General features: G+C 64.4%; 23 protein-coding genes. 16 read left to right on the forward strand and 7 right to left on the reverse strand.

The window, feature by feature from the left end; all coding sequences use genetic code 11:
- Window positions 1-8 precede the first annotated feature (8 nt).
- From LOY34_RS05600 to ydcS, 4 genes are all read right to left on the reverse strand, one after another.
- A complete protein-coding gene (locus tag LOY34_RS05600) occupies window positions 9-815 on the reverse strand; it encodes an ABC transporter permease (protein ID WP_195885803.1) in 807 nt (268 codons plus the stop codon).
- Window positions 805-1743 carry an ABC transporter permease gene (locus LOY34_RS05605; protein WP_045193686.1) on the reverse strand — a complete coding sequence of 313 codons (939 nt, stop codon included), beginning with the start codon at window positions 1741-1743 and terminating at the stop codon, window positions 805-807. Before LOY34_RS05605 ends, LOY34_RS05600 begins: the two co-directional genes overlap by 11 nt.
- Before the next feature lies 1 nt (window position 1744).
- The gene (locus LOY34_RS05610) at window positions 1745-2785 is read right to left on the reverse strand and encodes an ABC transporter ATP-binding protein (protein ID WP_045193684.1); all 1041 of its coding nucleotides are present in this window, start codon (window positions 2783-2785) and stop codon (window positions 1745-1747) included.
- Between the two features lie 72 nt (window positions 2786-2857).
- Window positions 2858-4009, reverse strand: a complete 1152-nt coding sequence (gene ydcS / locus LOY34_RS05615) for a putative ABC transporter substrate-binding protein YdcS (RefSeq protein ID WP_195885804.1) — start codon at window positions 4007-4009, stop codon at window positions 2858-2860.
- Between the two features lie 152 nt (window positions 4010-4161).
- On the opposite strand from ydcS, the gene LOY34_RS05620 reads away from it, so the two are divergent.
- From LOY34_RS05620 to LOY34_RS05690, 15 genes are all read left to right on the forward strand, one after another.
- A complete protein-coding gene (locus LOY34_RS05620) occupies window positions 4162-4881 on the forward strand; it encodes a tellurite resistance TerB family protein (protein WP_195885805.1) in 720 nt (239 codons plus the stop codon).
- Between the two features lie 130 nt (window positions 4882-5011).
- A complete protein-coding gene (locus tag LOY34_RS05625; RefSeq protein WP_195885806.1) occupies window positions 5012-6634 on the forward strand; it encodes a methyl-accepting chemotaxis protein in 1623 nt (540 codons plus the stop codon).
- Window positions 6635-6641: 7 nt separating this feature from the next.
- Entirely contained in the window at window positions 6642-7172 is a 531-nt protein-coding gene (locus LOY34_RS05630) for a chemotaxis protein CheW (protein WP_195885807.1), read from the forward strand.
- On the forward strand, window positions 7169-8443 hold the full coding sequence (locus LOY34_RS05635; RefSeq protein WP_195885808.1) for a protein-glutamate O-methyltransferase CheR: 1275 nt from the start codon (window positions 7169-7171) through the stop codon (window positions 8441-8443). Before LOY34_RS05630 ends, LOY34_RS05635 begins: the two co-directional genes overlap by 4 nt.
- Window positions 8440-9105, forward strand: coding sequence for a chemotaxis protein CheW (locus LOY34_RS05640; protein WP_045193675.1), 666 nt, complete (start codon window positions 8440-8442; stop codon window positions 9103-9105). Before LOY34_RS05635 ends, LOY34_RS05640 begins: the two co-directional genes overlap by 4 nt.
- Window positions 9102-11387, forward strand: a complete 2286-nt coding sequence (locus LOY34_RS05645; protein WP_045193674.1) for a hybrid sensor histidine kinase/response regulator — start codon at window positions 9102-9104, stop codon at window positions 11385-11387. The genes LOY34_RS05640 and LOY34_RS05645 overlap by 4 nt, the downstream gene beginning before the upstream one ends.
- Window positions 11384-12397 carry a chemotaxis response regulator protein-glutamate methylesterase gene (locus LOY34_RS05650; protein ID WP_195885809.1) on the forward strand — a complete coding sequence of 338 codons (1014 nt, stop codon included), beginning with the start codon at window positions 11384-11386 and terminating at the stop codon, window positions 12395-12397. The genes LOY34_RS05645 and LOY34_RS05650 overlap by 4 nt, the downstream gene beginning before the upstream one ends.
- Before the next feature lie 51 nt (window positions 12398-12448).
- Window positions 12449-13453 carry a PleD family two-component system response regulator gene (locus LOY34_RS05655; RefSeq protein ID WP_045193671.1) on the forward strand — a complete coding sequence of 335 codons (1005 nt, stop codon included), beginning with the start codon at window positions 12449-12451 and terminating at the stop codon, window positions 13451-13453.
- Window positions 13454-13606: 153 nt separating this feature from the next.
- Window positions 13607-14702 (forward strand): peptide chain release factor 2 gene (gene prfB / locus LOY34_RS05660; RefSeq protein ID WP_143013309.1). Its coding sequence is split into 2 segments (ribosomal slippage): window positions 13607-13678 and window positions 13680-14702, totalling 1095 coding nucleotides; the frame shifts between segments, so codons are not numbered across the junction.
- A gap of 93 nt (window positions 14703-14795) precedes the next feature.
- On the forward strand, window positions 14796-16298 hold the full coding sequence (gene lysS / locus LOY34_RS05665; RefSeq protein ID WP_045193670.1) for a lysine--tRNA ligase: 1503 nt from the start codon (window positions 14796-14798) through the stop codon (window positions 16296-16298).
- A 100-nt stretch (window positions 16299-16398) separates the two neighbouring features.
- Window positions 16399-17103: a TetR/AcrR family transcriptional regulator gene (locus tag LOY34_RS05670; protein ID WP_093386736.1), complete on the forward strand. Its 705-nt coding sequence runs from the start codon at window positions 16399-16401 to the stop codon at window positions 17101-17103.
- A gap of 28 nt (window positions 17104-17131) precedes the next feature.
- Window positions 17132-17677, forward strand: coding sequence for a hypothetical protein (locus LOY34_RS05675; protein ID WP_045193668.1), 546 nt, complete (start codon window positions 17132-17134; stop codon window positions 17675-17677).
- Between the two features lie 24 nt (window positions 17678-17701).
- Window positions 17702-18979 (forward strand): flavohemoglobin expression-modulating QEGLA motif protein, encoded by a 1278-nt coding sequence (locus tag LOY34_RS05680; RefSeq protein ID WP_045193667.1) that lies wholly within the window; start codon window positions 17702-17704, stop codon window positions 18977-18979.
- Window positions 18951-19874 carry an alpha/beta hydrolase gene (locus tag LOY34_RS05685; RefSeq protein ID WP_045193665.1) on the forward strand — a complete coding sequence of 308 codons (924 nt, stop codon included), beginning with the start codon at window positions 18951-18953 and terminating at the stop codon, window positions 19872-19874. The genes LOY34_RS05680 and LOY34_RS05685 overlap by 29 nt, the downstream gene beginning before the upstream one ends.
- Window positions 19871-20197 (forward strand): hypothetical protein, encoded by a 327-nt coding sequence (locus LOY34_RS05690; RefSeq protein WP_195885810.1) that lies wholly within the window; start codon window positions 19871-19873, stop codon window positions 20195-20197. Before LOY34_RS05685 ends, LOY34_RS05690 begins: the two co-directional genes overlap by 4 nt.
- 90 nt (window positions 20198-20287) lie before the next feature.
- Here the strand turns inward: LOY34_RS05690 and LOY34_RS05695 are convergent, their stop codons facing one another.
- The 3 genes from LOY34_RS05695 to LOY34_RS05705 all read right to left on the reverse strand — a co-directional run bounded on the left by LOY34_RS05695 (window position 20288) and on the right by LOY34_RS05705 (window position 22159).
- Complete coding sequence (locus tag LOY34_RS05695; RefSeq protein WP_045193663.1) at window positions 20288-21076, reverse strand: OmpA family protein; 789 nt, start codon at window positions 21074-21076, stop codon at window positions 20288-20290.
- Window positions 21077-21126: 50 nt separating this feature from the next.
- Window positions 21127-21540 carry a DUF4398 domain-containing protein gene (locus tag LOY34_RS05700; RefSeq protein WP_045193662.1) on the reverse strand — a complete coding sequence of 138 codons (414 nt, stop codon included), beginning with the start codon at window positions 21538-21540 and terminating at the stop codon, window positions 21127-21129.
- A gap of 274 nt (window positions 21541-21814) precedes the next feature.
- Complete coding sequence (locus LOY34_RS05705) at window positions 21815-22159, reverse strand: pilin assembly protein (RefSeq protein WP_093386725.1); 345 nt, start codon at window positions 22157-22159, stop codon at window positions 21815-21817.
- Window positions 22160-22290: 131 nt separating this feature from the next.
- Here LOY34_RS05705 and ppc point away from each other — a divergent pair, with 131 nt between their 5' ends.
- Entirely contained in the window at window positions 22291-24918 is a 2628-nt protein-coding gene (gene ppc, locus LOY34_RS05710) for a phosphoenolpyruvate carboxylase (protein ID WP_195885811.1), read from the forward strand.
- Window positions 24919-24928: the final 10 nt, after the last annotated feature.

Genomic DNA, 24928 nt, shown 5'->3' on the forward strand with positions numbered 1-24928 from the left:
TCCAGGAGTTATTTGCCGCTGCCGGCTACGCTTTCGCCGCCGCGGGTCAGGTAATAGGCGCCGAGGATCGGCAGCATGGTCACCAGCATCACCAACATGGCCACTACGTTGGTGACCGGCACATCGCGCGGCCGGCTTAACTGGTTGAGCAGCCAGATTGGCAGGGTGCGCTCGTGGCCAGCGGTGAAGGTGGTGACGATGATTTCATCGAACGACAAGGCAAAGGCCAGCATGCCGCCGGCCAGCAGTGCCGAGCCGAGGTTGGGCAAAACGATGTAGAGAAAGGTCTGCCAGCCGTCGGCGCCCAGGTCCATCGACGCCTCGATCAGGCTCTTCGAGGTGCGCCGCAGGCGGGCGATGACGTTGTTGTAGACGATCACCACGCAAAAGGTGGCGTGGCCGACGACGATGGTGAAAATGCCCGGCTCGATCCCCAGGGTCTTGAATGCCGAGAGCAGGGCGATGCCGGTGATGATCCCGGGCAGGGCGATGGGCAAAATCAGCATCAGCGAGATGCTCTCCTTGCCGAAAAAGCTGCGCCGGTACAGCGCCGCCGAGGCCAGGGTGCCGAGCACCAGGGCGATCAGCGTCGCCAGGCAGGCGACCTGCAGCGACAGTTTGATCGACTCCAGCACGTCCGGGCGCGCAAACGCCACGCTGAACCACTTCAGGGTCAAGCCCTGGGGCGGAAAGCTGAAGGCGGCGTCCTCGGTGTTGAAGGCATAGAGGAAGATGATCAGGATCGGGAAGTGCAGGAACACCAGCCCGCCCCAGGCCGCCAGGCGCAGGCCGATCGAGGCGCGTTCAGAGTGCATCGAAGGCCCCCAGGCGTTTGACTATGGTCAGGTACACGGCAATCAGCACGATCGGCACCAGGGTAAAGGCGGCAGCCATGGGCATGTTGCCGATGGCGCCCTGCTGGGCATAGACCATGCTGCCAATGAAGTAGCCGGGCGGGCCGACCAGTTGCGGGACGATAAAGTCGCCCAGGGTCAGCGAGAAGGTGAAGATCGAGCCTGCGGCTATGCCCGGCACCGACAGCGGCAGGATCACCTGCATGAAGGTCTGTCGCGGCCGCGCGCCAAGGTCCGCCGAGGCTTGCAGCAATGACGGCGGCAGGCGTTCCAGCGAAGCCTGGATCGGCAGGATCATGAACGGCAGCCAGATGTACACGAACACCAGGAAGCGCCCCAGGTGCGAGGTCGACAGGGTGCTGCCGCCGACCCCGGGAATAGCGAGGATGAACTGCAGCACCGGCCCCAGGTTGAGTTGCTGGACGAACCACTGGGCCACGCCGCCCTTGGCCAGCAGCAGGGTCCAGGCGTAGGCCTTGACGATGTAGCTGGCCCACATCGGCATCATCACCGCGATATAAAAGAACGCTTTGGTCTTGCCGCTGGTGTAGCGGGCCATGTAGTAGGCGATGGGGAAGGCCAGCACGGCGCTAGCCAGCGACACGGCGATGGCCATGCCCAGGGTGCGCAGGATGATGTCGAAGTTCGATGGGTTGAACAGCGCAGCGAAGTTGCCCAGGGTCAGGTCAGGGGTGACCGCCATGGTGAAGTCGTCGAAGGTGTAGAAACCCTGCCACAGCAGGCTCAGCAGCGACCCCAGGTAGATCGCGCCAAACCACAGCAGCGGCGGCACCAGCAGCAGCGCCAGGTACAGGTTGGGGCGCCGGTAGAGCAGGGTCGAGAAGCGCCGCATGACGCCCGGCGCGCTGTTTGCCAGAGCCTGGGTCATTTCAGTGGCCCTCGCCGGGCACGGTTTCCTGCAACGCCGTCATCGCCTCGCGGGCCCAGCGTGCCTGCAGGCGCTGGCCGGGCTGCCAGGGCGCGGCGTGTTCCTGCCACTGGTTGTTGGCCTGGCTGATGCTCAGCAACTGGCCGTTGTCCAGCTGCAGCTCGTAGCGGGTGGCGCTGCCCTGGTACTGGATATCGTGGAGCAGGCCGCTGACCTGGATTTCGTTGCTGGCCGCCGGCTGGTCGCCAAGGCGGATGTGTTCCGGGCGGATCGAGAACGGCAGCTGGCTGCCATTGAGCTGCTGCGCCAATGCGCCGCGCAGCACATTCGAGGTGCCGACGAACTCGGCGACGAAAGTGGTCGCCGGCTTCATGTACAGGTTGCGTGGAGTGTCGACCTGCTCGATGCGGCCGCGGTTGAACACCGCGACGCGGTCCGACATCGACAGCGCCTCGGTCTGGTCATGGGTGACAAAGATGAAGGTGATGCCCAATTGGCGCTGCAGCTTTTTCAGCTCGCCCTGCATTTGCTCGCGCAGTTTCAGGTCCAGCGCTCCCAGCGGTTCATCGAGCAGCAGCACCCGCGGGCGATTGACCAGCGCCCGCGCCAGGGCCACGCGCTGGCGCTGGCCGCCAGACAGTTGCACCGGCCTGCGCTGGCCATAGCCGCCCAGGGCAACCATGGCCAGGGCCTCTTCGGCGCGGGCATGGCGTTCGGCCTTGGCCACGCCCTTGACCTTGAGGCCATAGGCGACGTTGTCGCGCACGTTCATGTGCGGGAACAGCGCGTAGTCCTGGAACACCGTGTTGACGTCGCGCTGGTAGGGCGGCAACCCCGCCGCCTCTTCACCGTGGATGCGGATCGACCCGGCACTGGGTTGCTCGAAGCCTGCAATCAGGCGCAGGCAGGTGGTCTTGCCCGACCCTGAGGGGCCGAGCATCGAGAAGAACTCACCGTCGTGGATGTCGATCGACACCTGGTCAACCGCCCTGACCTCGCCAAAGGTGCGCGAGACATTGGTGAACTGCACTGCAAGGGTCATGGTGCGAAGCTCCAGCAAGAGGGAGCAAGCCCGCGTCTTCAGGTGGGAGCGGGCTTGCCCCGCGATAGGGCCCTAACGGCCGCCCATGATCGCAATATAGTCCTGGGTCCAGCGGCTATAGGGCACGAACTTGCCCCCTTCGGCCTGCGGGGTCTTCCAGAAGGCGATCTTGTCGAACTGGTCGAAACCATTGGTCTTGCAGCCCTCGGCGCCGAGCAGTTCGCTGCCGCTGCAGGCCGCCGGCACCGCGGGCAGCGAGCCGAACCAGGCCGCTACGTCGCCCTGGACCTTGGGCTGCAGCGACCAGTCCATCCACTTGTAGGCGCAGTTGGGGTGCTTGGCCTCGCTGTGCAGCATGGTGGTGTCGGCCCAGCCGGTGGCGCCTTCCTTGGGAATGGTCGAGGCCACCGGCTGTTTGTCGGCTTGCAGGCCGTTGACCATGTAGCCCCAGGAACTGGAGGCGACCACGCCCTCGTTCTTGACGTCACTCATCTGCACCGTGGCATCGTGCCAGTAACGGTGGATCAGCGGATGTTGCTGGCGCAGCAGGTCGAGCACCGCTTGGTACTGGGTTTCGTTCAGTTCATAGGGGTTGTGGATGCCCAGTTCAGGTTTGGCCGACTTCAGGTACAGCGCCGCATCGGCGATGTAGATCGGCCCGTCGTAGGCCTGCACCCGGCCCTTGTTGGGCTTGCCGTCGGGCAGCTCCTGCGGCTCGAAAACCACGCTCCAGCTGGTCGGCGCCTGCTTGAACACCTCGGTGTTGTACAGCAGCACGTTCGGACCCCATTGGTAGGGCGTGCCGTACACCTGTTGGTTGACCACGTACCAGGCGCCGTCCTTGAGCCGCGGGTCGAGGTTCTTCCAGTTGGGGATCAGCGCGGTATTGATCGGCTGCACGCGCTTGCCGGCGATCAGGCGCAGCGAGGCGTCACCGGAGGCGGTGACCAGGTCGTAACCGCCCTTGGTCATCAGGCTGACCATCTCGTCGGAGGTGGCGGCGGTCTTGACGCTGACCTTGCAGCCGGTGTCCTTCTCGAAGCCGGTCACCCAGTCGTAGGCCTTGTCGCTTTCACCGCGCTCGATGTAACCCGGCCAGGCGACGATATCCAGCTGGCCTTCGCTGGCGCCCACGGCTTTCAGGGGTTCGGCGGCCTGCAGGCTGGCGCTGGCCAGCAGGGCGGTGCTCAGGGCGCAGAGCGTGGCGGTCTTGTGCACGAACATGGTGTTCCCTCTTGTTGGAATTATCTCGGGGCGGTGAAAGTGCAGGTATAGCTGGTTTAAGCGTAGGCAACATCTGGAAGCAAATGCATTCAGCTTCGCTTCAGCCTGCGGCAGTACTCTTTGGGCTTCTTTCCTCCCCATGGAGATGCCCCATGAACACCCGCGGCTTGCTTGATCAACTGCTCAAATCCGGCCAGGACCTGCTGCAGAACCAGGGCGGCAAAAGCCCTGCCGGCAAATCCGGCGGCCTTGGCGACCTGCTCGGCGGCAAGGGCGGTGGTGGCCTGGGCAGCCTGCTCTCCGGTGCCGGCGGCGGTGCCCTGGCGGCAGGGGCGATGGGCTTGCTGCTGGGCAACAAAAAGGCTCGCAAGTACGGCGGCAAGGCCCTGACCTACGGCGGCCTGGCGGCCCTCGGGGTGATCGCCTACAAGGCCTACGGCAACTGGCAGGCCAAGCAGGGCACTGCGGTGCAGGGTGAGCCGCAAACCCTCGACCGCCTGCCGCCGGCCCAGGTCGAGCAGCACAGCCAGGCGATCCTCAAGGCGCTGGTGGCAGCGGCCAAGGCCGATGGCCATGTCGATGACCGCGAGCGGGCGCTGATCGAGGGCGAATTCGTCAAGCTGTCCAGCGACCAGGAACTGCAACACTGGCTGCACGCCGAGCTGAACAAACCGCTGGACCCGGCCGACGTCGCCCGCGCCGCCAGCACCCCGGAAATGGCCGCCGAAATGTACATCGCCAGTGTCATGCTGGTGGACGAGGAGCATTTCATGGAGCGTGCCTACCTGGACGAACTGGCGCGCCAGCTCAAGCTTGACCCGGCGCTCAAGAGCGAGCTGGAAAACCAGGTAAAACTTGCTGCCAGTCAATGAAACCGGGCTAATGGCCAGTATCTAGCCCGTTTGGCCCGATCCAGCCGTTAAGTCAGCCGCAAAAGCGCGCAGCCGCTGGGCTATACTCTGCCCATTTTTCCTGCTCGCGTAGAACACTTGAGGGCTGACTGTGAAAAACTGGACCTTGCGCCAACGGATCCTGGCGAGCTTCGCCGTGATTATCGCCATCATGTCGCTGATGGTGGTCGCTGCCTATTCGCGACTGGTGGCCATAGAGTCCGGCGAGGAAGCGGTGCGAACCGACAGCATCCCCGGGGTCTACTACAGCTCCATGATCCGCAGCGCCTGGGTCGACAGCTATGTACTGACCCAGCAGCTGGTGGGCCTGAGTGACCACCGCGAGCTCACCTCGGCCGACATGGAGCTGTACAAGGGCTTTGAAGAGCGCCTCAAACAGCACATGGCCAGCTACCAGGCGACCATTCGCGAGAAGGACGACCAGGCCAGCTTCGACCAGTTCGGCCAGCTCGAAGCGGGCTACCTGAAAGCGGTGGATAGCGTCCTGGAGGCCTACCGCAAGAAGGATTACTCCGAAGCCCAGCGCCTGCTCGCCGAGGTGCTGACCCCGGCCTGGGTCGATGGCCGCAAGCACCTGAACGGGGTGATCGAGCGCAACCGTCATTCGGCCGAATCCGCCACCGACTCCATCGTCAGCGCCGTGGCCACGGCCAAGTTCAGCATGATCGTCTCGCTGTTGCTGGCGATTGTCGCCGCAACCATCTGCGGCCTGGTGCTGATGCGCGCCATCACCGCACCGATGCAGCGTATCGTCCATGCCCTGGACAAGCTCAGCGGCGGCGACCTCAGCGTGCGCCTGAACCTGGACCGCAAGGATGAGTTCGGCGCGGTGGAAACCGGCTTCAACGAAATGATGGGCGAACTGACCAACCTGGTGTCCCAGGCCCAGCGCTCTTCGGTGCAGGTCACCACTTCGGTGACCGAGATTGCCGCCACCTCCAAGCAGCAACAGGCCACCGCCACCGAGACCGCTGCCACCACCACCGAAATCGGCGCCACTTCGCGGGAAATCGCCGCGACTTCCCGCGACCTGGTGCGGACCATGACCGAAGTCACTTCGGCCGCCGACCAGGCCTCGATCCTGGCCGGCTCCGGCCAGCAGGGCCTGGCGCGCATGGAAGAGACCATGCACCAGGTGATGGGCGCGGCCGATCTGGTCAACAACAAGCTGGCGATCCTCAACGAGAAGGCCGGCAACATCAACCAGGTGGTGGTGACCATCGTCAAGGTCGCCGACCAGACCAACCTGCTCTCGCTCAACGCCGCCATCGAGGCGGAAAAAGCCGGTGAGTACGGCCGTGGTTTCGCCGTGGTCGCCACTGAAGTGCGGCGCCTGGCCGACCAGACTGCCGTGGCTACCTACGACATCGAGCAGATGGTTCGCGAGATCCAGTCGGCGGTGTCGGCCGGGGTCATGGGCATGGACAAGTTCTCCGAAGAAGTACGCCGCGGCATGTTCGAGGTGCAGCAGGTCGGCGAGCAACTGACCCAGATCATTCACCAGGTCCAGGCCCTGGCGCCGCGGGTGTTGATGGTCAACGAAGGCATGCAGGCTCAGGCCACCGGCGCCGAACAGATCAACCACGCCCTGGCGCAGTTGGGCGATGCCAGCAGCCAGACGGTCGAATCGTTGCGCCAGGCCAGCTTTGCCATTGACGAACTGAGCCAGGTGGCCACCGGCCTGCGTGGCGGCGTGTCGCGGTTCAAAGTCTGACCTGCCGATGAACGACCTTCAGCCTCGCCGCAACCAGGATGCGGCCTCCCACGGCACCCTGTACCTGGTGTTTCGCATCGGCGACCAGCGCTTTGCCCTGGACGCCCATGAGGTCGCCGAAGTGCTGCCGCGTCTGCCGCTCAAGCCCATTGCCCAGACCCCGGCCTGGGTGGCCGGGGTGCTGGCGCATCGTGGCGCGCTGGTACCGGTGATCGACGTCGGCGCCTTGAGCTTCGGTTTGCCGGCGCCGGTGCGCACCAGCACGCGCCTGGTCCTGGTGCACTACCGTGCCGACCCGTTGCGCCCGCACTTGCGGCTGGGGCTGATCCTCGAACAGGCCACCGATACCCTGCGTTGCGACCCCGCCGAGTTCCAGTCCTATGGCCTGGACAACCAGCAGGCGCCTTACCTGGGGCCGGTGCGCGAGGATGCCCACGGTTTGCTGCAGTGCATCGGTGTGCAGGACCTGCTCAGCGCCGAGGTGCGCCAGCTGTTGTTCCCGCCTGAGCTGGCGGCGAGCGACGAGGGCCTGGCATGAGTGGCGAACAGCGCTTCTTTCGCTTTTTGCAGGATCGGATCGGTCTGGATGTCGCCTCGGTCGGCGCAGCGATGGTCGAGCGCGCCTTGCGTCAGCGCTGCGCAACCCTCGAAGCCCGCGACCTGGATGACTATTGGCTGCGCCTGCAGCAGTCGAGCCAGGAGCAGCAGGCGCTGATCGAGGCGGTGATCGTCCCGGAAACCTGGTTCTTCCGTTATCCGGAGTCGTTCAACGCCCTGGTGACCCTGGCGCGCAAACGCCTGGCCGAGCTCGGTGGCATGCGCCCGCTGCGCATCCTCAGCCTGCCGTGCTCGACCGGCGAAGAGCCGTATTCGATTGCCATGGCCCTGCTCGACGGCGGCTTTGCCGGGCACAGCTTTCGCGTCGACGCTATGGACATCAGCCCCAATTCGATTGATTGCGCCGAACAGGCGCTGTACGGGCGCAACTCGTTCCGTGGCTCGCACCTGGACTTTCGCGAGCGGCACTTCAGCGACAGCGACGAAGGCCAGCGCCTCGATGAGCGGGTTCGCCAGCAGGTCAAGCTGCAGGTCGGCAATGTCCTGGATCCGGCGCTCAAGGCCCGGGAGGGCAGTTACGATTTCGTGTTCTGCCGCAACCTGCTGATCTATTTCGACGTCCCCACCCAGCAGCGGGTGTTCGAGGTGCTCAAAAGCCTGATCCATGAGCAAGGTGTGCTGTTCATCGGCCCGGCCGAAGGCAGCCTGCTGGCGCGCATGGGCATGCGCCCGGTGGGCATTGCCCAATCCTTTGCCTACGTACGCCAGGCTGAAATGCAGCCGGCGCCGCCGAGCAAGCCGTTGGCGATCCCTTTGCCGTTGACAGTGCCGGTGACGGCGGCCAGCGTGCCGCGCCCGGCGTCGGCGCCGCTGACAGTCCGCAAGCTCAAGCCGATTGCGCCGCCGCCGGCGAAGCCCGCCGCGCAGGATGCGGCCAGCCAATTGCTGGCGCAGATCGCCCAACTGGCCAATGCCGGTAGCAGCACCGAGGCCCAGGCCGCGTGTACCCGTTACCTGCAGCAGTATCCGCCCACGGCCCAGGTGTTCTACTGGCTGGGCTTGCTCAGTGATACCGCCGGCGACAGCGGTGAAGCCCTGAGCCATTACCGCAAGGCGCTGTACCTTGACCCCCAGCATCCGGAGGCACTGGTGCACCTGGCCGCGCTGCTGGCTTCGCAAGGTGATGTCGCAGGCGCCCGGCGCCTGCAGGAACGGGCCGCACGGCGCGCTGACCGGGAGTCTGAGCAATGATGGGTGACAACGACGTGCAACTGGTCGCCAGTGACGCCGCCAGCATCGACGATTGCTGGAACCGTATCGGCGTACACGGTGACAAGAGCTGCCCGCTGCTTGATGAACATATTCACTGCCGCAACTGCGACGTCTATGCCGCTGCAGCGACGCGCCTGCTGGACCGCTATTCGTTGTCTCAGGAAGCCCACGAGCAGAGCGAGGCGCCTGAGCAAGCCAGCAGTGGCCGCTCATTGCTGCTGTTTCGCCTGGGCGAGGAGTGGCTGGCGCTGGCCACCCGCTGCCTGGTCGAGGTTGCGCCGCTGCAGCAGGTGCATTCCCTGCCACACCAGCGCTCGCGGGTGCTGCATGGCGTGGCCAATGTACGTGGCGCGCTGGTGCCCTGCCTGTCGCTGGGCGACCTGCTCGGCCTTGAAACCCAGGGTTCGGCGCCAACCTCGGCGCGGATCATGCCGCGCATGCTGATCATCGCCGCTGCCGGCGGCTCGGTGGTGGTCCAGGTCGATGAAGTGGACGGCATCCATGCTCTGGACCCCGTCCGTCTGGGGGCCGAGCAGGGCGAAACGCGTTTTACCGCAGCGGTGCTGCAATGGCGCGGACGCAGTGTTCGCGTGCTGGATGAAGACCAAGTGCTGTCTGCCGTGAACCGGAGCCTGTCATGACCCCAGAGCAAATGCGCGACGCCTCGTTGCTCGAGCTGTTCAGCCTGGAGGCCGAAGCCCAGACCCAGGTGCTCAGTGCCGGGCTGCTGGCGCTGGAGCGCAACCCGACCCAGGCCGACCAGCTTGAAGCGTGCATGCGCGCAGCCCATTCGCTCAAGGGCGCGGCGCGGATTGTCGGCGTCGATGCCGGGGTCAGCGTCGCCCATGTCATGGAAGACTGCCTGGTCGGCGCCCAGGAAGGCCGCTTGCTGCTGCGCCCGGAGCACATCGATGCGCTGTTGCAGGGCACCGACCTGCTGATGCGCATCGCCACGCCGGGCGATGCCAGTATCGACGCCGCGGTGCAGACCTTTCTGGTGCAGATGGCCGCGTTGCTCGACCCAGGTGCACCAGCAGCGCCTGCGATCGCAGCGCCGCCATTGCCGGAACCCGAGCCCGAACCCGAACCACTGGCGGTCGAGCTGCCAAGCGTTGACCCCGAGCCCGAGGTCGAAGCCGCGCCGGTGCGCAGCGGCAAACGCACGACCGAGGGCGGTGAGCGGGTCTTGCGGGTCACGGCTGAGCGCTTGAACAGCCTGCTCGACCTGTCGAGCAAATCGCTGGTCGAAACCCAGCGGCTCAAGCCTTACCTGGCCACCCTGCAGCGCCTGAAGCGCATGCACGGGCAAAGCATCCGCGCCCTCGATGGCCTCAAGCAGCAACTGGAAAGCAGCGGCCAGAGCGCCGAAGTCCAGGACGCTTTGGCCCAGGCCCAGCGTCTGCTCGGTGAGACCCAGCAAATTCTGTTGCAGCAAGCCTCCGATCTCGATGAGTTCGGCTGGCAGGCCAGCCAGCGCGCGCAGCTGCTGTACGACACCGCACTGGCCTGTCGCATGCGTCCGTTTGCCGATGTGCTGACCGGGCAAAGCCGCATGGTCCGTGACCTTGGTCGCTCGCTGGGCAAGCAGGTGCGCCTGGACATCGACGGCGAGAAAACCCAGGTCGACCGCGACGTGCTGGAGAAGCTCGAAGCGCCCTTGACCCACCTGCTGCGCAATGCCGTCGATCACGGTATCGAATCGCCCGAGCGGCGCCTGGTGGCCGGCAAGCCCCTGGAAGGGCAGATCCGCCTGCGTGCCTCGCACCAGGCCGGCCTGCTGGTGCTTGAGATCAGCGACGATGGCGGCGGCGTCGACTTGGCACACTTGCGCCAGAGCATCGTCGAGCGCCAGTTGTCACCGGCCGAAACCGTGGCGCAGATGAGCGAGGCCGAGCTGCTGACCTTCCTGTTTTTGCCCGGTTTCAGCCTGCGTGACCGGGTTACCGAGGTGTCCGGGCGCGGTGTCGGCCTGGACGCCGTGCAGCACATGGTTCGCCAGTTGCGCGGCTCGATCGAGCTGACCCAGACCAGCGGCCAGGGCAGTTGCTTTCACCTCGAAGTGCCGCTGACCCTGTCGGTGGTGCGCAGCCTGGTGGTCGAGGTTGGCGCCGAAGCCTATGCCTTCCCGCTGGCACATATCGAACGCACCCTGGAGCTGCCGGCCGAGGCCATCGTGCAGATCGAGGGGCGCCAGCATTTCTGGCATGAGGGCCGGCATATCGGTTTGGTCGCGGCCAGCCAGTTGCTCAACCGTCCGCCAAGCCAGGGTGAAGGGCAGAGCATCAAGGTGGTGGTGATTCGCGAGCGCGACATGCTCTACGGCGTGGCGGTCGAGCGCCTGATCGGCGAACGGGTGCTGGTGGTGATGCCGCTGGATGCGCGCCTGGGCAAGGTCCAGGATATTTCCGCCGGGGCTTTGCTCGACGACGGCGCGGTGGTGCTGATCATCGACGTCGAAGACCTGCTGCGTTCGGTGGAAAAACTCCTCAGCACCGGCCGCCTGGAGCGTATCGAGCGCGGCCAGCGCAGCGTGCGCGAGGCGGCGCGCAAGCGCGTGCTGGTGGTCGACGACTCGCTGACCGTGCGCGAACTGCAGCGCAAGCTGCTGAGCAACAAAGGCTATGAAGTGGCCGTTGCGGTCGACGGCATGGACGGCTGGAACGCCTTGCGCAGCGAAGACTTCGACCTGCTGATCACCGACATCGACATGCCGCGCATGGACGGTATCGAACTGGTCACGCTGCTGCGGCGCGACAGCCGCCTGCAATCGCTGCCGGTGATGGTGGTGTCGTACAAAGACCGCGAAGAAGATCGTCGCCGTGGACTGGACGCCGGGGCCGACTACTATTTGGCAAAGGCCAGTTTTCACGATGATGCCTTGCTCGACGCCGTCGTCGAGCTGATCGGGGGAGCGCAGGGATGAAAATCGCCATCGTCAACGATATGCCCATGGCCGTGGAGGCCTTGCGCCGGGCGTTGGCATTCGAATCGGCCCATCAGGTGATCTGGGTCGCCAGCAATGGCGCCGATGCGGTCAAGCTGTGTGCCGAGCAGTTACCGGACCTGATCCTCATGGATTTGATCATGCCGGTCATGGATGGCGTCGAGGCCACCCGGCGGATCATGGCCGAAACGCCGTGCGCCATCGTGATCGTCACCGTCGACCGCCAGCAGAACGTCCACCGGGTGTTTGAGGCCATGGGCCATGGCGCCCTCGACGTGGTCGATACTCCGGCCCTTGGCGCCGGCGATCCGCGTGAAGCGGCAGCGCCGCTGCTGCGCAAGATCCTCAATATCGGCTGGCTGATCGGCCAGCAGCGCAGCACCCCGACCCGGGCCATGGCCGCGCCGGTGCGAGAAGCCGCGCAGCGCCAGGGCCTGGTTGCCATTGGTTCTTCGGCGGGCGGCCCGGCGGCCCTGGAAGTGCTGCTCAAGGGCTTGCCGCGCAGTTTTCCGGCGGCCATCGTGCTGGTCCAGCACGTTGACCAGGTGTTCGCCGCCGGCATGGCCGAATGGCTCAGCAGCGCCTCGGGCCTGGCGGTGCGCCTGGCCAGCGAAGGCGAGCCGCCGCAACCGGGGCAGGTGCTGCTGGCCGGCACCAACCACCACATTCGCCTGCTCAAGAACGGCAACCTGGCCTATACCGCTGAGCCGGTAAACGAAATCTACCGGCCCTCGATCGACGTATTTTTTGAAAGCGTGGCCCGCTACTGGCGCGGCGACGCGGTCGGCGTACTGCTCACCGGCATGGGGCGCGATGGCGCCCAGGGCCTGAAGCTGATGCGCCAACAGGGCTTTCTGACCATCGCCCAGGATCAGCAGAGCAGCGCGGTGTACGGCATGCCCAAGGCAGCCGCCGCGATAGACGCCGCCGTCGAAATTCGCCCTCTGGAGCGAATCGCCGCGCGATTGATGGAAATTTTTCCAAAATGACGATATGTATTGAGCCACGCCGGCTGGCCGGCAGTGACCAGGTGACAGCGCATGAATGATTTACCGCTCGACGGTTTTCCGACCATGAATGAAAATTCGGCAATGGTCCTCTTGGTCGACGATCAGGCAATGATCGGCGAAGCGGTGCGGCGTGGCCTGGCTCACGAAGAGAACATCGATTTCCACTTCTGCGCCGACCCGCACCAGGCGGTGGCCCAGGCTGTGCGCATCAAGCCCACGGTGATTCTCCAGGACCTGATCATGCCTGGCCTTGACGGCCTGACCCTGGTGCGCGAATACCGCAACAACCCGGCGACCCAGGACATCCCGATCATCGTCCTGTCGACCAAGGAGGACCCGCTGGTCAAGAGCGCCGCCTTTGCCGCCGGGGCCAACGACTACCTGGTGAAGCTGCCGGACAACATCGAGCTGGTGGCGCGTATCCGCTACCACTCACGCTCCTACCTGACCCTGCTGCAGCGCGACGAGGCCTACCGCGCCCTGCGCGTCAGTCAGCAGCAGTTGCTCGACACCAACCTGGTGCTGCAGCGGCTGATGAACTCCGACGGCCTCACGGGGCTTTCCAACCGTCGCCACTTCGACGAGTACCTGGAGCTGGAATGGCGCCGGGCCATGCGCGAACAGGCGCAGTTGTCGTTGCTGATGATCGATGTCGACTATTTCAAGTCGTTCAACGACACCTTCGGCCACCTGGCCGGTGACGAAGCGCTGCGCAAGGTCGCCGAAGCCATTCGCGCCTCCTGCGCCCGCCCCAGCGACCTGCCGGCCCGTTACGGTGGCGAGGAATTCGCCCTGGTGCTGCCCAACACCTCGCCGGGTGGCGCCCGCCTGGTGGCGGAAAAACTGCGCCAGACCGTGGCGGCGATGAACATCGCCCACACCATGCCCAACGCCGACTCGGTGCTCACCGTGAGTATCGGCCTGGCGACCCTCACCCCGGGTATCGGCAGCCATTGCCGGCAACTGATTTCGGCAGCGGACAAAGGCCTGTACCTGGCCAAGAACAACGGCCGTAACCAGGTCGGGGTGGATTGACGGCAGCTACAAGGGGCAAGCTTCAAGCGGCAAGAAAAACTGCAGCGCCGGGCATTTCTCTGGCCTCTTGTCGCTTGTAGCTTGCCGCTTGAAGCTGTAACTCCGCTATACTCTCCGGCTTTTCTACAGAATACGCACGAGAGCTGCCCGCCCATGGAAATCCAACCGATCCTGAACACCATCAAGGACCTCACCGAGCGCTCCGAGTCCATTCGGGGGTATCTTTGACTACGATCAAAAGCATGACCGCCTGATCGAAGTCAACCGCGAGCTCGAAGACCCGAACGTCTGGAACAAGCCCGAGTACGCTCAGGCCCTGGGCCGCGAACGTGCCATGCTGGCGCAGGTCGTCGAGACCCTGGACAAAATGTCCGGTGGCCTGGCCGACTGCCAGGACCTGCTCGACATGGCCGTCGAGGAAAATGACGAAGGCGCCGCGAGCGACGTCGTGACCGAGCTGCAAGGTCTGGAAGAAAGCCTGGCACAGCTTGAGTTCCGTCGCATGTTCAGCGGCGAGATGGACATGAACAACGCCTACCTGGACATCCAGGCCGGTTCCGGTGGTACCGAAGCGCAGGACTGGGCCAACATCCTCCTGCGCATGTACCTGCGCTGGGCCGACAAGCGCGGTTTCGACGCCACCATCATCGAGCTTTCCGAGGGTGAAGTCGCCGGCATCAAGGGTGCCACCGTGCACATCAAGGGCGAGTACGCCTTCGGCTGGCTGCGTACCGAGATCGGCGTGCACCGCCTGGTGCGCAAGAGCCCGTTCGACTCCGGCGCCCGTCGCCACACCTCGTTCTCGGCGGTGTTCGTGTCGCCCGAGATCGACGACAAGGTCGAAATCGACATCAACCCGTCCGACCTGCGCGTCGACACCTACCGCTCCTCGGGCGCCGGTGGCCAGCACGTAAACACCACCGACTCGGCAGTACGTATCACCCACGTGCCGACCAACACCGTGGTGGCCTGCCAGAACGAACGCTCCCAGCACGCCAACAAGGACACCGCCATGAAAATGCTGCGGGCCAAGTTGTACGAGCTGGAAATGCAGAAGCGCAACGCCGCCTCGCAGGCATTGGAAGACAGCAAGTCGGACATCGGCTGGGGCCACCAGATCCGTTCGTACGTGCTGGATGACTCGCGTATCAAGGACCTGCGTACCGGCGTCGAGCGCAGCGACTGCCAGAAGGTGCTGGACGGCGACCTCGACCAGTACCTGGAAGCGAGCCTCAAGCAGGGGCTGTAAGCCGCACACCACCGCCGCGATGCCCGGCTGCCCGCCGGCATCGCGTGCCCTGCCCGAAAAGGGCAACGAATACCTGATGGAAAGAATGACGACATGAGCGACCTGAAGACCGAATCGCAAGACCTGCAACAGGAAGAAAACAACCTGATCGCGCTGCGCAAGGAAAAACTTGCTGCCGAGCGCGCCAAGGGTAACGCCTTCCCCAACGACTTCCGCCGTGACAGCTACTGCAACGACCTGCAGAAACAGTATGTCGACAAGACCAAGGAAGAGCTGGAAGCTGCAGCGATTCCGGTCAAGGTTGCCGGGCGCATCATGCTCAACCGTGGCTCGTTCATGGTGATCCAGGACATGACCGGGCGCATCCAGGTCTACGTCAACCGCAAGACCCTGCCGGAAGAAACCCTGGCCGCGGTCAAGACCTGGGACCTGGGCGACATCATCGCCGCCGAAGGTACCCTGGCGCGCTCCGGCAAGGGCGACCTGTACGTCGAAATGACCAGCGTGCGCCTGCTGACCAAGTCGCTGCGCCCGCTGCCGGACAAGCACCACGGCCTGACCGACACCGAGCAGCGCTACCGCCAGCGCTACGTCGACCTGATGGTCAACGATGAAACCCGCCACACCTTCCGCGTTCGCTCGCAGGTCATCGCCCACATCCGCAACTTCCTGATGGCCCGCGACTTCCTCGAAGTCGAGACGCCGATGCTGCAGACCATTCCTGGTGGCGCCGCAGCCAAGCCGTTCGAAACCCACCACAATGCCCTGGACATGCAGATGTTCCTGCGCATCGCCCCGGAGCTGTACCTCAAGCGCCTGGTGGTCGGTGGTTTCGAGAAGGTCTTCGAGATCAACCGCAACTTCCGTAACGAAGGCGTTTCGACCCGGCACAACCCCGAGTTCACCATGCTCGAGTTCTACCAGGCCCACGCCGACTACGAAGACAACATGGACCTCACCGAGGAGCTGTTCCGTGAACTGGCCCAGCTGGTTCTGGGCAGCACCGACGTGCCGTACGGCGACAAGGTGTTCCACTTCGGCGAGCCGTTCGTGCGCCTGTCGGTGTTCGACTCGATCCTCAAGTACAACCCCGAGATCAGCGCCGCCGACCTGCAGGACATCGACAAGGCCCGCGAGATCGCCAAGAAAGCCGGCGCCAAGGTGCTCGGCTTCGAAGGCCTGGGCAAGCTGCAGGTGATGATTTTCGAAGAGCTGGTCGAGCACAAGCTCGAGCAGCCGCACTTCATCACCCAGTACCCGTTCGAAGTCTCGCCGCTGGCTCGTCGCAACGACGACAACCCGAACGTCACCGACCGCTTCGAGCTGTTCATCGGTGGCCGTGAAATCGCCAACGCCTACTCCGAGCTCAACGATGCCGAAGACCAGGCCGAGCGTTTCATGGCCCAGGTGGCCGAGAAAGACGCCGGTGACGACGAAGCCATGCACTACGATGCCGACTTCGTCCGTGCCCTGGAATACGGCATGCCGCCAACCGCCGGTGAAGGCATCGGCATCGACCGTCTGGTGATGCTGCTGACCAACTCGCCATCGATTCGCGACGTCATCCTGTTCCCGCACATGCGCCCACAGGCCTGAGCGAACTGAACAAGCCGCCTTCCGGGGCGGCTTTTTCATGCCTGGAAGAAATTCATCGATCGGATCCAACGTTTGGGGTAGACCAGCAGTGACTCCTGCAATGACTCAACAAGGCGCCGCCTGCGTGGCTACAGCGGTGGCCGAAAGCGTGCAGTACCAGGGCCGCAAGGCCAGCCGCGAAGGCAGCGAGCAGCGCCGCCAGCAGATCCTCGACGCGGCCATGCGCATCGTTGTGCGTGATGGCGTGCGCGGCGTGCGCCACCGCGCGGTGGCGGCCGAGGCCGGCGTGCCGCTGTCGGCGACCACCTATTACTTCAAGGACATCGAAGACCTGCTCACCGACACCTTCGCCCAGTATGTCGAACGCAGCGCGGCCTACATGGCCAAGCTCTGGGAGAACACCGAGGTGGTGCTGCGCCAGTTGCTCTCCCAGGGCGATGGCAGCCCGCAGTGGCGGGCGCGCCTGGCCGATGAAGTAGCGAAGATGACCACCGACTATGTGCAGCGCCAATTGCATAACCGCCGCGACTTTCTGATGGCCGAGCAGGCCTTTCGCCAGGAGGCGCTGCTGTGCCCGCGCCTGGCCGAGCTGGTCAAGCTGCACGAGCAGATTCTGCTGCGCGGCGCCGTGCAGATGCTGCAGGTGGTAGGCTCACGTCAGCCACAACAGGATGCCCTGGTGTTGACGGCGATTATCGAGCAGATGGAATATCAGGGCCTGCTCGACGCTGAACAAGCCCAGGCTGAAGCGCCGATGCTCGCTATTCTTACCCGGTACCTGCATCTGGTCTTGGCGTCGGTGTAAGGCGCGAACCTATTTCAAGGAGAGGTTGATGAAAGCCAGAACCCTGCTGTTGGCATTGTCGTTCTTGCTGCTTGGCGGTTGTCTGGTCACCTTCAACGAGCCGATTCCGGGCAACAAACCTGCACCCAAGGCCCTGCTCGGCACCTGGACCAGCAAGGACGCCTGGGGCGAGCCGCTGACCCTGCAGATCAGCCGCAGCGGTGGCAACGCCTACAAGGCAGTGGCCATCGGCAAGAACAAGAAGCGCGACGAGTACGCCTTCACCGTGTCCCAGCACGGCAATCGCTGGTACCTCTCGGCCGGCGTGCCCAAGCGTCTGGGCGGCAACTTCCTGATCGGCGGTTTTGAAGTGCTCGATAACAAGGAACTGGTGGTCTACAACCTCGATGTCGAGCAGGTTAACCAGGCCGTGCAGAAGAAAGAACTCAGCGGCCGCAGTATCGAGGTGCCCGAAGAAAACGGCGAAGGGGTTCTAATCGACAGCCCGGCCGAGCGCGTCCTGGCTTACCTGGACGATCCGGCCAACTCCGACCTGTTCATCGAAGTGGCGCGCTTCAAGCGGGCCGGCAAGTAATCAGCGCAATTCAAGGAGTGTAGGGTGGACGAGTACCAGCAGACGATACGTGCCCTGTCTGATCGCATTGTCCTGGCGCAAACGCCCATTCGCGTGCTCGATGCGGTGAAGTGGGACGACAATATCCGCCAGGGTTTCCTCAAGGCCAAGGGCAAGGAGCTGCCAGCGGTAGACCGCGCCTACTACCAGGGCCGGCCGCTGTCGTTCGACTCGGCGGCAGTCAAGCTCGAGTTCCAGAACATCGAGCGCGACATCACCCGCCAGCTTGGCCAGTTCAACCCGGTCGGGCAGATCATGCGGCGCATGTGCAAGGAATACCGCATGGTGGTGCGCATGCTCGAAGCGCGCGGCACCGAGGATTTCGGCCTGATCTCCCAGGAACTGTACGGCGCCGCCTCCGATGCCTTCCATGCCGGTGACCCGACCCTGGCCGACCTCGGCCTGATGCTCTCGGACTACCTGAACAACATCGACGGCCGTGGCGACCTCAAGGACGAGCCGAAGAACCTCACCGCCAAGCAGGCCGTGGAGATGCTGCAGGGCCGCCTGAACAAGGTGTTCAACGAGGCCGAAGACACCATCCGCGTGTTCGAGTCCGACGGTATCGTCGCCGACGCCGCCGCTGGCGCCGACTACATCAAGATCCGCGCCGACGCCATGTTCAACAGCCGCGATGTGCGCGCGCTAGAGGTTCACGAAGGTCTGGTGCACGTCGGCACCACCCTCAACGGTCTCAACCAGCCGATCTGCACCTTCCTGGCCAAGGGCCCGCCCTCGTCGACCGTGACCCAGGAAGGCCTGGCGATCCTCATGGAAGTGATCGCCTTCGCCTCCTACCCCAGCCGCCTGCGCAAGCTGACCAACCGCACCCGCGCCATCCACATGGTCGAGGAGGGCGCCGACTTCATGCAGGTGTATGAGTTTTTCCGCGCCCAGGGCTTCGAGATGGCCGAAAGCTACGGCAACGCCAGCCGGGTGTTCCGTGGCTCGGTGCCCAACGGCTTGCCGTTTACCAAGGACTTGTCCTATCTCAAGGGCTTTATCATGGTTTACAACTATATTCAGTTGGCCGTGCGCAAGGGCAAGCTCGAACAGATCCCCTTGTTGTTCTGCGGCAAGACCACCCTTGAAGACATGCGCACCTTGCGCCAACTGGTCGATGAAGGCCTGGTGGAACCGCCCAAGTACCTGCCTGAGCAGTTTCGCGACCTCAACGCGCTGTCGGCCTGGATGTGTTTCTCCAACTTCCTCAACCACCTGAGCCTGGACCGGATTGAAGCCGATTACTCGAACATTCTCTGAAGCATGGCGCAGGCATCTGGGCCTGCTGCTGGTGCTGCTGAGTCTGGGCGGCTGCAGTTCGCTGTTGTTCTATCCCGAGCCTGGCCAGCCGTTCACCCCCGAGAAAGCCAAACTCGCGTACCGCGACGTAACCCTGACCGCCGCCGACGGCACCCGCCTGCATGGCTGGTGGCTGCCGGCCAAGGCCGGTGTCGAGGTCAAGGGCACGGTGCTGCACCTGCACGGCAATGGCGGCAACCTGGCCTGGCATCTGGGCGGCAGTTGGTGGTTGCCGGAGCAGGGTTATCAGGTGCTGTTGCTCGACTACCGCGGCTATGGCCTGTCGCAGGGCAAGCCCGGGCTGCCGGAGGTCTACCAGGACATCGCCGCGGCGCTGGCCTGGCTGGACCAGGCCCCCGAGGTGCAGGGCAAACCGCAGATCCTGCTGGGCCAGAGCCTGGGCGGCTCAATGGCTATCCATTACCTGGCCGAGCATCCGCGCCAGGCCGAGCGCTTCAAGGCCATGGTCTTCGATGGCGTACCGGCCAGCTACCGTCAGGTCGGGCGCTTTGCCCTGAGCAATTCGTGGTTGACCTGGCCGCTGCAGGTGCCTTTGTCGTGGCTGGTGCCCGATGGCGACAGTGCGATCCATTCGATCGCGCAGATCAAGGCCCCGCCCAAGCTGTTCTTCCACAGCATCGACGACCCCATCGTGCCGCTGGTCAACGGCCTGCAGTTGTATCAGGCTGCGCCGCCCCCGAGGGTGTTGCAGCTGACCCGTGGCGGGCATGTGCAGACCTTTGCCGACAAGACCTGGCGCCAGGTCATGTTGCGCTTTCTGGACGACCCGATGCATTTCAACGGGCTGCGGCGCCTGGCCGAAGTCCCCAACTACCCTGACGAGAAGTCGCAATGAGTGAAGAACGCAACGCCATCCCGCTGATCATTACCGGAGTCTGCAGCATCATCGGTACCGTCGCGGCCCTGTGGTACTACGGTTACCTGCATTTCGCCAAGCCCGAGGATGCCTTGCTGCTGTCCGACTTCACCATGCTCAAGACCATCCCAGGCGAGGACTACAAGATCTCCCTGCAGCCGGCCAGCCAGGTGGCGCAGTGCGTCGATGGCGTGCTGGTGCTGTTCGATACCGCGCAAAAAGGCCTGACTGGTGTGCTGGTCAACAACAAGAAGCAGGCGGTGCGTTGCCTGGGTCAGGAAACCCCACAAGAAGTCCAGTAAGCCCTGAGGCTGCTTTGCAGCCCAATCGCCGGCCACACAAACAAAAATCCCGCCAGACTCGGCGGGATTTTTGTTACTGCACAGCAACCATCAATTCAGCTGGCTGACCGAACGCGGCGCCACCGGCTGGTTGTCGTTGGAAATGGTCACTTCCACCCGACGGTTCTGCGCGCGACCCGAGTTGCTGGTGTTGTCGGCCACCGGATACTCCTTGCCGTAGCCCTGGGCGACGATGCGCGCCGGATCTACACCGGCACGTACCAGCGCCATGCGCACGGCCGCGGCGCGGCGCTCGGACAGCGACTGGTTGTAGTTGGCGCTGCCCTTGCTGTCGGTGTAGCCCTCGACGATCACCTTGCGGTCAGGGTTCTCCTGGAGGAACTGCGCCAGCTTGGTGATGTTCGGGTAGGCGCTGCTCTTGAGCGTGGCCTTGTCGAAGTCGAACAGCACGTCGCCGAAGGTCACCAGGGTGCCGCGGTCGGTCTGCTTGGCGTTGAGGCTGTCCTGCAGCTTCTTGATCTGCGCATCACGGGCATCCAGGCGCGCCTGGGCACGCTGGGCGGCAGCGTTTTTCAGGTTGCCTTCGGCAGTGCGCAGGGCAATGGTCTGCTTGGCCACTTCAACCCGCTGGTTGGTCAGGTAGGCAAGCTGGTCGACTTTTTTCGAGTCTTCCTTGTCCATGTAGGCTTTGTCGGCCTTGTTCAGCCAGTCCTGGGCGTCCTTGGTTTCAAGGGCCGCGACCTTGGCGGCCTGCGGGTTGCTCTGCAGGGCCGAGAAGTTGGTCCGGGCCGATTCCAGGTTGGCGTTCGGCTGCGTCGAGCAGGCGGCCAGGCCAACGCTCAGGGCCAGAAGGGCGGGGATCATCACGTGTTTACGCATAATGGTTCATCCTTTGATCGATTACGAATGCACGGGTCGGTGGGCGGGCGTCATTCGACGCTGCGCATGCCTTCCTCACGCAGGTCCTGAACGCCCTGGCGGGCATCCTGTACGGCTTTCTCGGCCTTGGCGGCCTGGGCCTTGCGCTCGGCGACGCGGGCGTCCCACTCGGCCTGCTCGGCCAGGCGCTTGGCGTCGTCGTACTTCTTGTCGTGCATGGCGATTTCCGCCTGTTTGAGCTTGTCCTGCGCAGCCTTCATCTCGACGGCGGCAAACTCGGTACCGCCGGCGCTGACAGCGGAATTGACCGCCGATTGCGTGACAGCGTACTGCTCGGTAGGTGGGTTGCCGGCACAGCCGGCCAGGACCAGGCTGCTGCCCAGTGCCAGCGCGGCCAGCTTGAGCCCGCGCAGGTGAGTGGACGGGGTGTTTGCGGTGCGGGTCTTCATGGTGGTCAACTCCATTGGATCACTCCTGATGAACAACGAATTCCGTAACAGTCCATCGGCGCGACCCGTCAGCTACGGGACTGCTCTGACCCGGTTCTGAAAGGGTTTTGCCGTGATGGCTATTGGCTGTGACCGAAGCGTTTTTTGAATAGTTCAGAAAAAAGTGCCGCTTGTTCGCGGTTTTTTCTGACTGATCGGTCAGTGGGTTTTTCGTTGAACTTTCAGGCGTGCCGGCGGTACGCGAGCGCCTGCGCGGGCGCTCGCAGCGCGGATCAGGAGGCGGGGTGGATCAAGGCTTGCCGGCTTCTTTGGGGTTGCTCATCTCGTGCAGGTAGCGGCGTGAAAGGGCAAGAAACCGCGGGGTCGGACCGATGTCCTGGTACAGCGGGTCACCCTCTTCGTCGGTGGCAATCACCTGCGCGCCCTGAACATACGGAAAGCTCGCTTCCAGCTCTTCAAGCGCAGCCCCGAGCAGTTCGCCGAGCAGTTCTTCGGGTTGGCGCTTGGGGTACATCTCGGCCAGGGCCGCCAGGCGCGCCGCCGCTTCCATGTCCAGGTGCAGGACATGGCCGGTGGGGCTCAGCGAGCCTTTGGCGTGCTGTTCCCAATGCTGGGCAAGATCACGGATTTTCATGATGGTCTCCTGTGTGCCTGTGTTGAGCGTAGTTCACCCTGTGGCCCAGCCATGACCCTGCCTTGAAGCCCGGGCGCTACTGGGGCACTCTGGACCCAGAGCGGTTTTCCCGAATGCCGGAGACATGGCTGATGACTGATATCGATGTGCGCTTGCGTGAAGATGTTCATTTGTTGGGCGAGTTGTTGGGCGATACCGTGCGCGAGCAGCACGGCGAAGCGTTTTTGCAGACCATCGAGGACATACGCCGCAGTGCCAAGGCCGACCGCAGCGGTAGCGCCGAGCAACTGAGCTCGACCCTCAATGACCTCGCCGAAGACCAGCTGTTGCCGGTGGCGCGGGCCTTCAACCAGTTTCTCAACCTGGCCAACATCGCCGAGCAGTATCAGCTGATCCGCCGCCGCGACGCCGGCCAGGCCGAACCTTTCGAAGCGCGGGTGCTGCCCGAACTGCTGGCGCGGCTCAAGGCCGCCGGCCACAGCGACGATGCCCTGGCCCGGCAACTGGGCAAGCTCAGCATCGAGCTGGTGCTTACCGCCCACCCGACCGAGGTGGCGCGGCGCACCTTGATCCAGAAGTACGACGCGATTGCCGCGCAACTGGCTGCCCAGGATCACCGCGACCTGACCCCCGCCGAACGCGAGCAGATCCGCGAACGCCTGCAACGGCTGATCGCCGAAGCCTGGCACACCGAAGAAATCCGCCGCACCCGGCCAACCCCGGTAGACGAAGCCAAATGGGGCTTTGCGGTGATCGAGCATTCGCTATGGCAAGCGGTGCCACACCACTTGCGCAAGGTCGACAAGGCCCTGCACCAGGCCACCGGCCTGCGCCTGCCGCTGGAGGCGGCGCCGATCCGCTTTGCCTCGTGGATGGGCGGCGATCGTGACGGCAACCCCAATGTCACTGCGCCGGTGACCCGTGAAGTGCTGTTGCTGGCGCGCTGGATGGCCGCTGACCTGTTTTTACGCGATATCGATGCCCTGGCCGCCGAACTGTCGATGCAGCAGGCCAGCGAAGCGCTGAGGGCCAAGGTGGGCGAGTCGGCCGAGCCTTATCGCGCCGTGCTCAAGCAATTGCGTGAGCGCCTGCGGGTCACCCGCGCCTGGGCCCATGCCGCGCTGACCACGGCGCAAGCGCCGGCCGCTGAAGTGCTGCAGGACAACCGTGAACTGTTCGAGCCGCTGCAGCTGTGCTTTGAGTCGCTGCACGCCTGTGGCATGGGGGTTATCGCCGACGGCCCGCTGCTCGATTGCCTGCGTCGGGCGGTGACCTTCGGCCTGTTCCTGGTGCGCCTGGACGTGCGCCAGGACGCCGCCCGGCACACCTCGGCGCTGAGTGAAATCACCGAATACCTTGGCCTTGGCCGCTATGCCGAGTGGGATGAAGACGCGCGTGTGGCCTTCCTGCAGCAGGAACTCAACAGCCGGCGGCCACTGCTGCCCAGCTACTTCAGGCCCCAGGCCGACACCGCCGAAGTGCTCGCCACCTGCCGCGAGATTGCCGCTGCACCGGCAGCTTCGCTGGGCTCCTATGTGATCTCCATGGCCGGCGCCGCTTCCGATGTGCTGGCGGTGCAGTTGCTGCTTAAAGAGGCCGGCGTGCTGCGGCCGATGCGCGTGGTGCCGTTGTTTGAAACCCTCGCTGACCTGGACAACGCCGGGCCGGTGATGGAGCGCCTGCTGGGCTTGCCGGGGTATCGCGCCGGCCTGCATGGCCCGCAGGAGGTGATGATCGGCTATTCCGATTCGGCCAAGGATGCCGGCACCACGGCCGCGGCCTGGGCCCAGTACCGCGCCCAGGAAACCCTGGTGCGCATCTGCCGCGAGCAGCAGGTCGAACTGCTGTTGTTCCACGGCCGTGGCGGTACCGTCGGGCGTGGCGGCGGCCCGGCCCACGCGGCGATCCTGTCGCAGCCGCCGGGTTCGGTGGCCGGGCGCTTGCGCACTACCGAGCAGGGCGAGATGATCCGCTTCAAATTCGGCTTGCCGGACATCGCCGAGCAGAACCTGAACCTCTACCTGGCGGCGGTTCTCGAAGCGACCCTGCTGCCACCGCCGCCGCCACAACCGGCCTGGCGCGCGCTGATGGACCAGTTGGCTGCCGACGGCGTCAAGGCCTATCGCGGCGTGGTGCGCGACAACCCCGAGTTCGTCGAGTACTTCCGCCAGTCCACCCCCGAACAGGAACTCGGCCGCCTGCCGCTGGGCAGCCGCCCGGCCAAGCGCCGCGCCGGTGGCATCGAAAGCCTGCGGGCGATCCCGTGGATTTTCGGCTGGACTCAGACCCGCCTGATGCTGCCGGCCTGGCTCGGCTGGGAAGCGGCATTGAACAACGCCCTGGCTCGCGGCCAGGGGCCGTTGCTGGCCGAGATGCGCGAGCAGTGGCCGTTTTTCCGCACACGCATCGACATGCTGGAGATGGTTCTGGCCAAGGCCGATGCCGATATCGCCCGCTCCTACGACGAACGTCTGGTGCAACCAGAACTGCGACCTTTGGGTGCACATTTGCGCGACCTATTGTCGCAGGCGTGCGAGGTGGTACTGGGGCTGACCGGGCAGCCGGTGCTACTGGCGCACAGCCCCGAAACCCTGGAATTCATCCGCTTGCGCAACACCTATCTGGACCCGCTGCATCTATTGCAGGCTGAGCTGCTGGCGCGCTCGCGTGGGCGTGAAGCCGCTCTGGACAGCCCGTTGGAGCAGGCCTTGCTGGTCACCGTGGCCGGCATCGCGGCAGGTTTGCGCAATACCGGCTGAGTTGGCAAAA

Source organism: Pseudomonas sp. B21-009 (assembly GCF_024749345.1).
In the GTDB taxonomy this organism is placed as follows: Bacteria; Pseudomonadota; Gammaproteobacteria; order Pseudomonadales; family Pseudomonadaceae; genus Aquipseudomonas.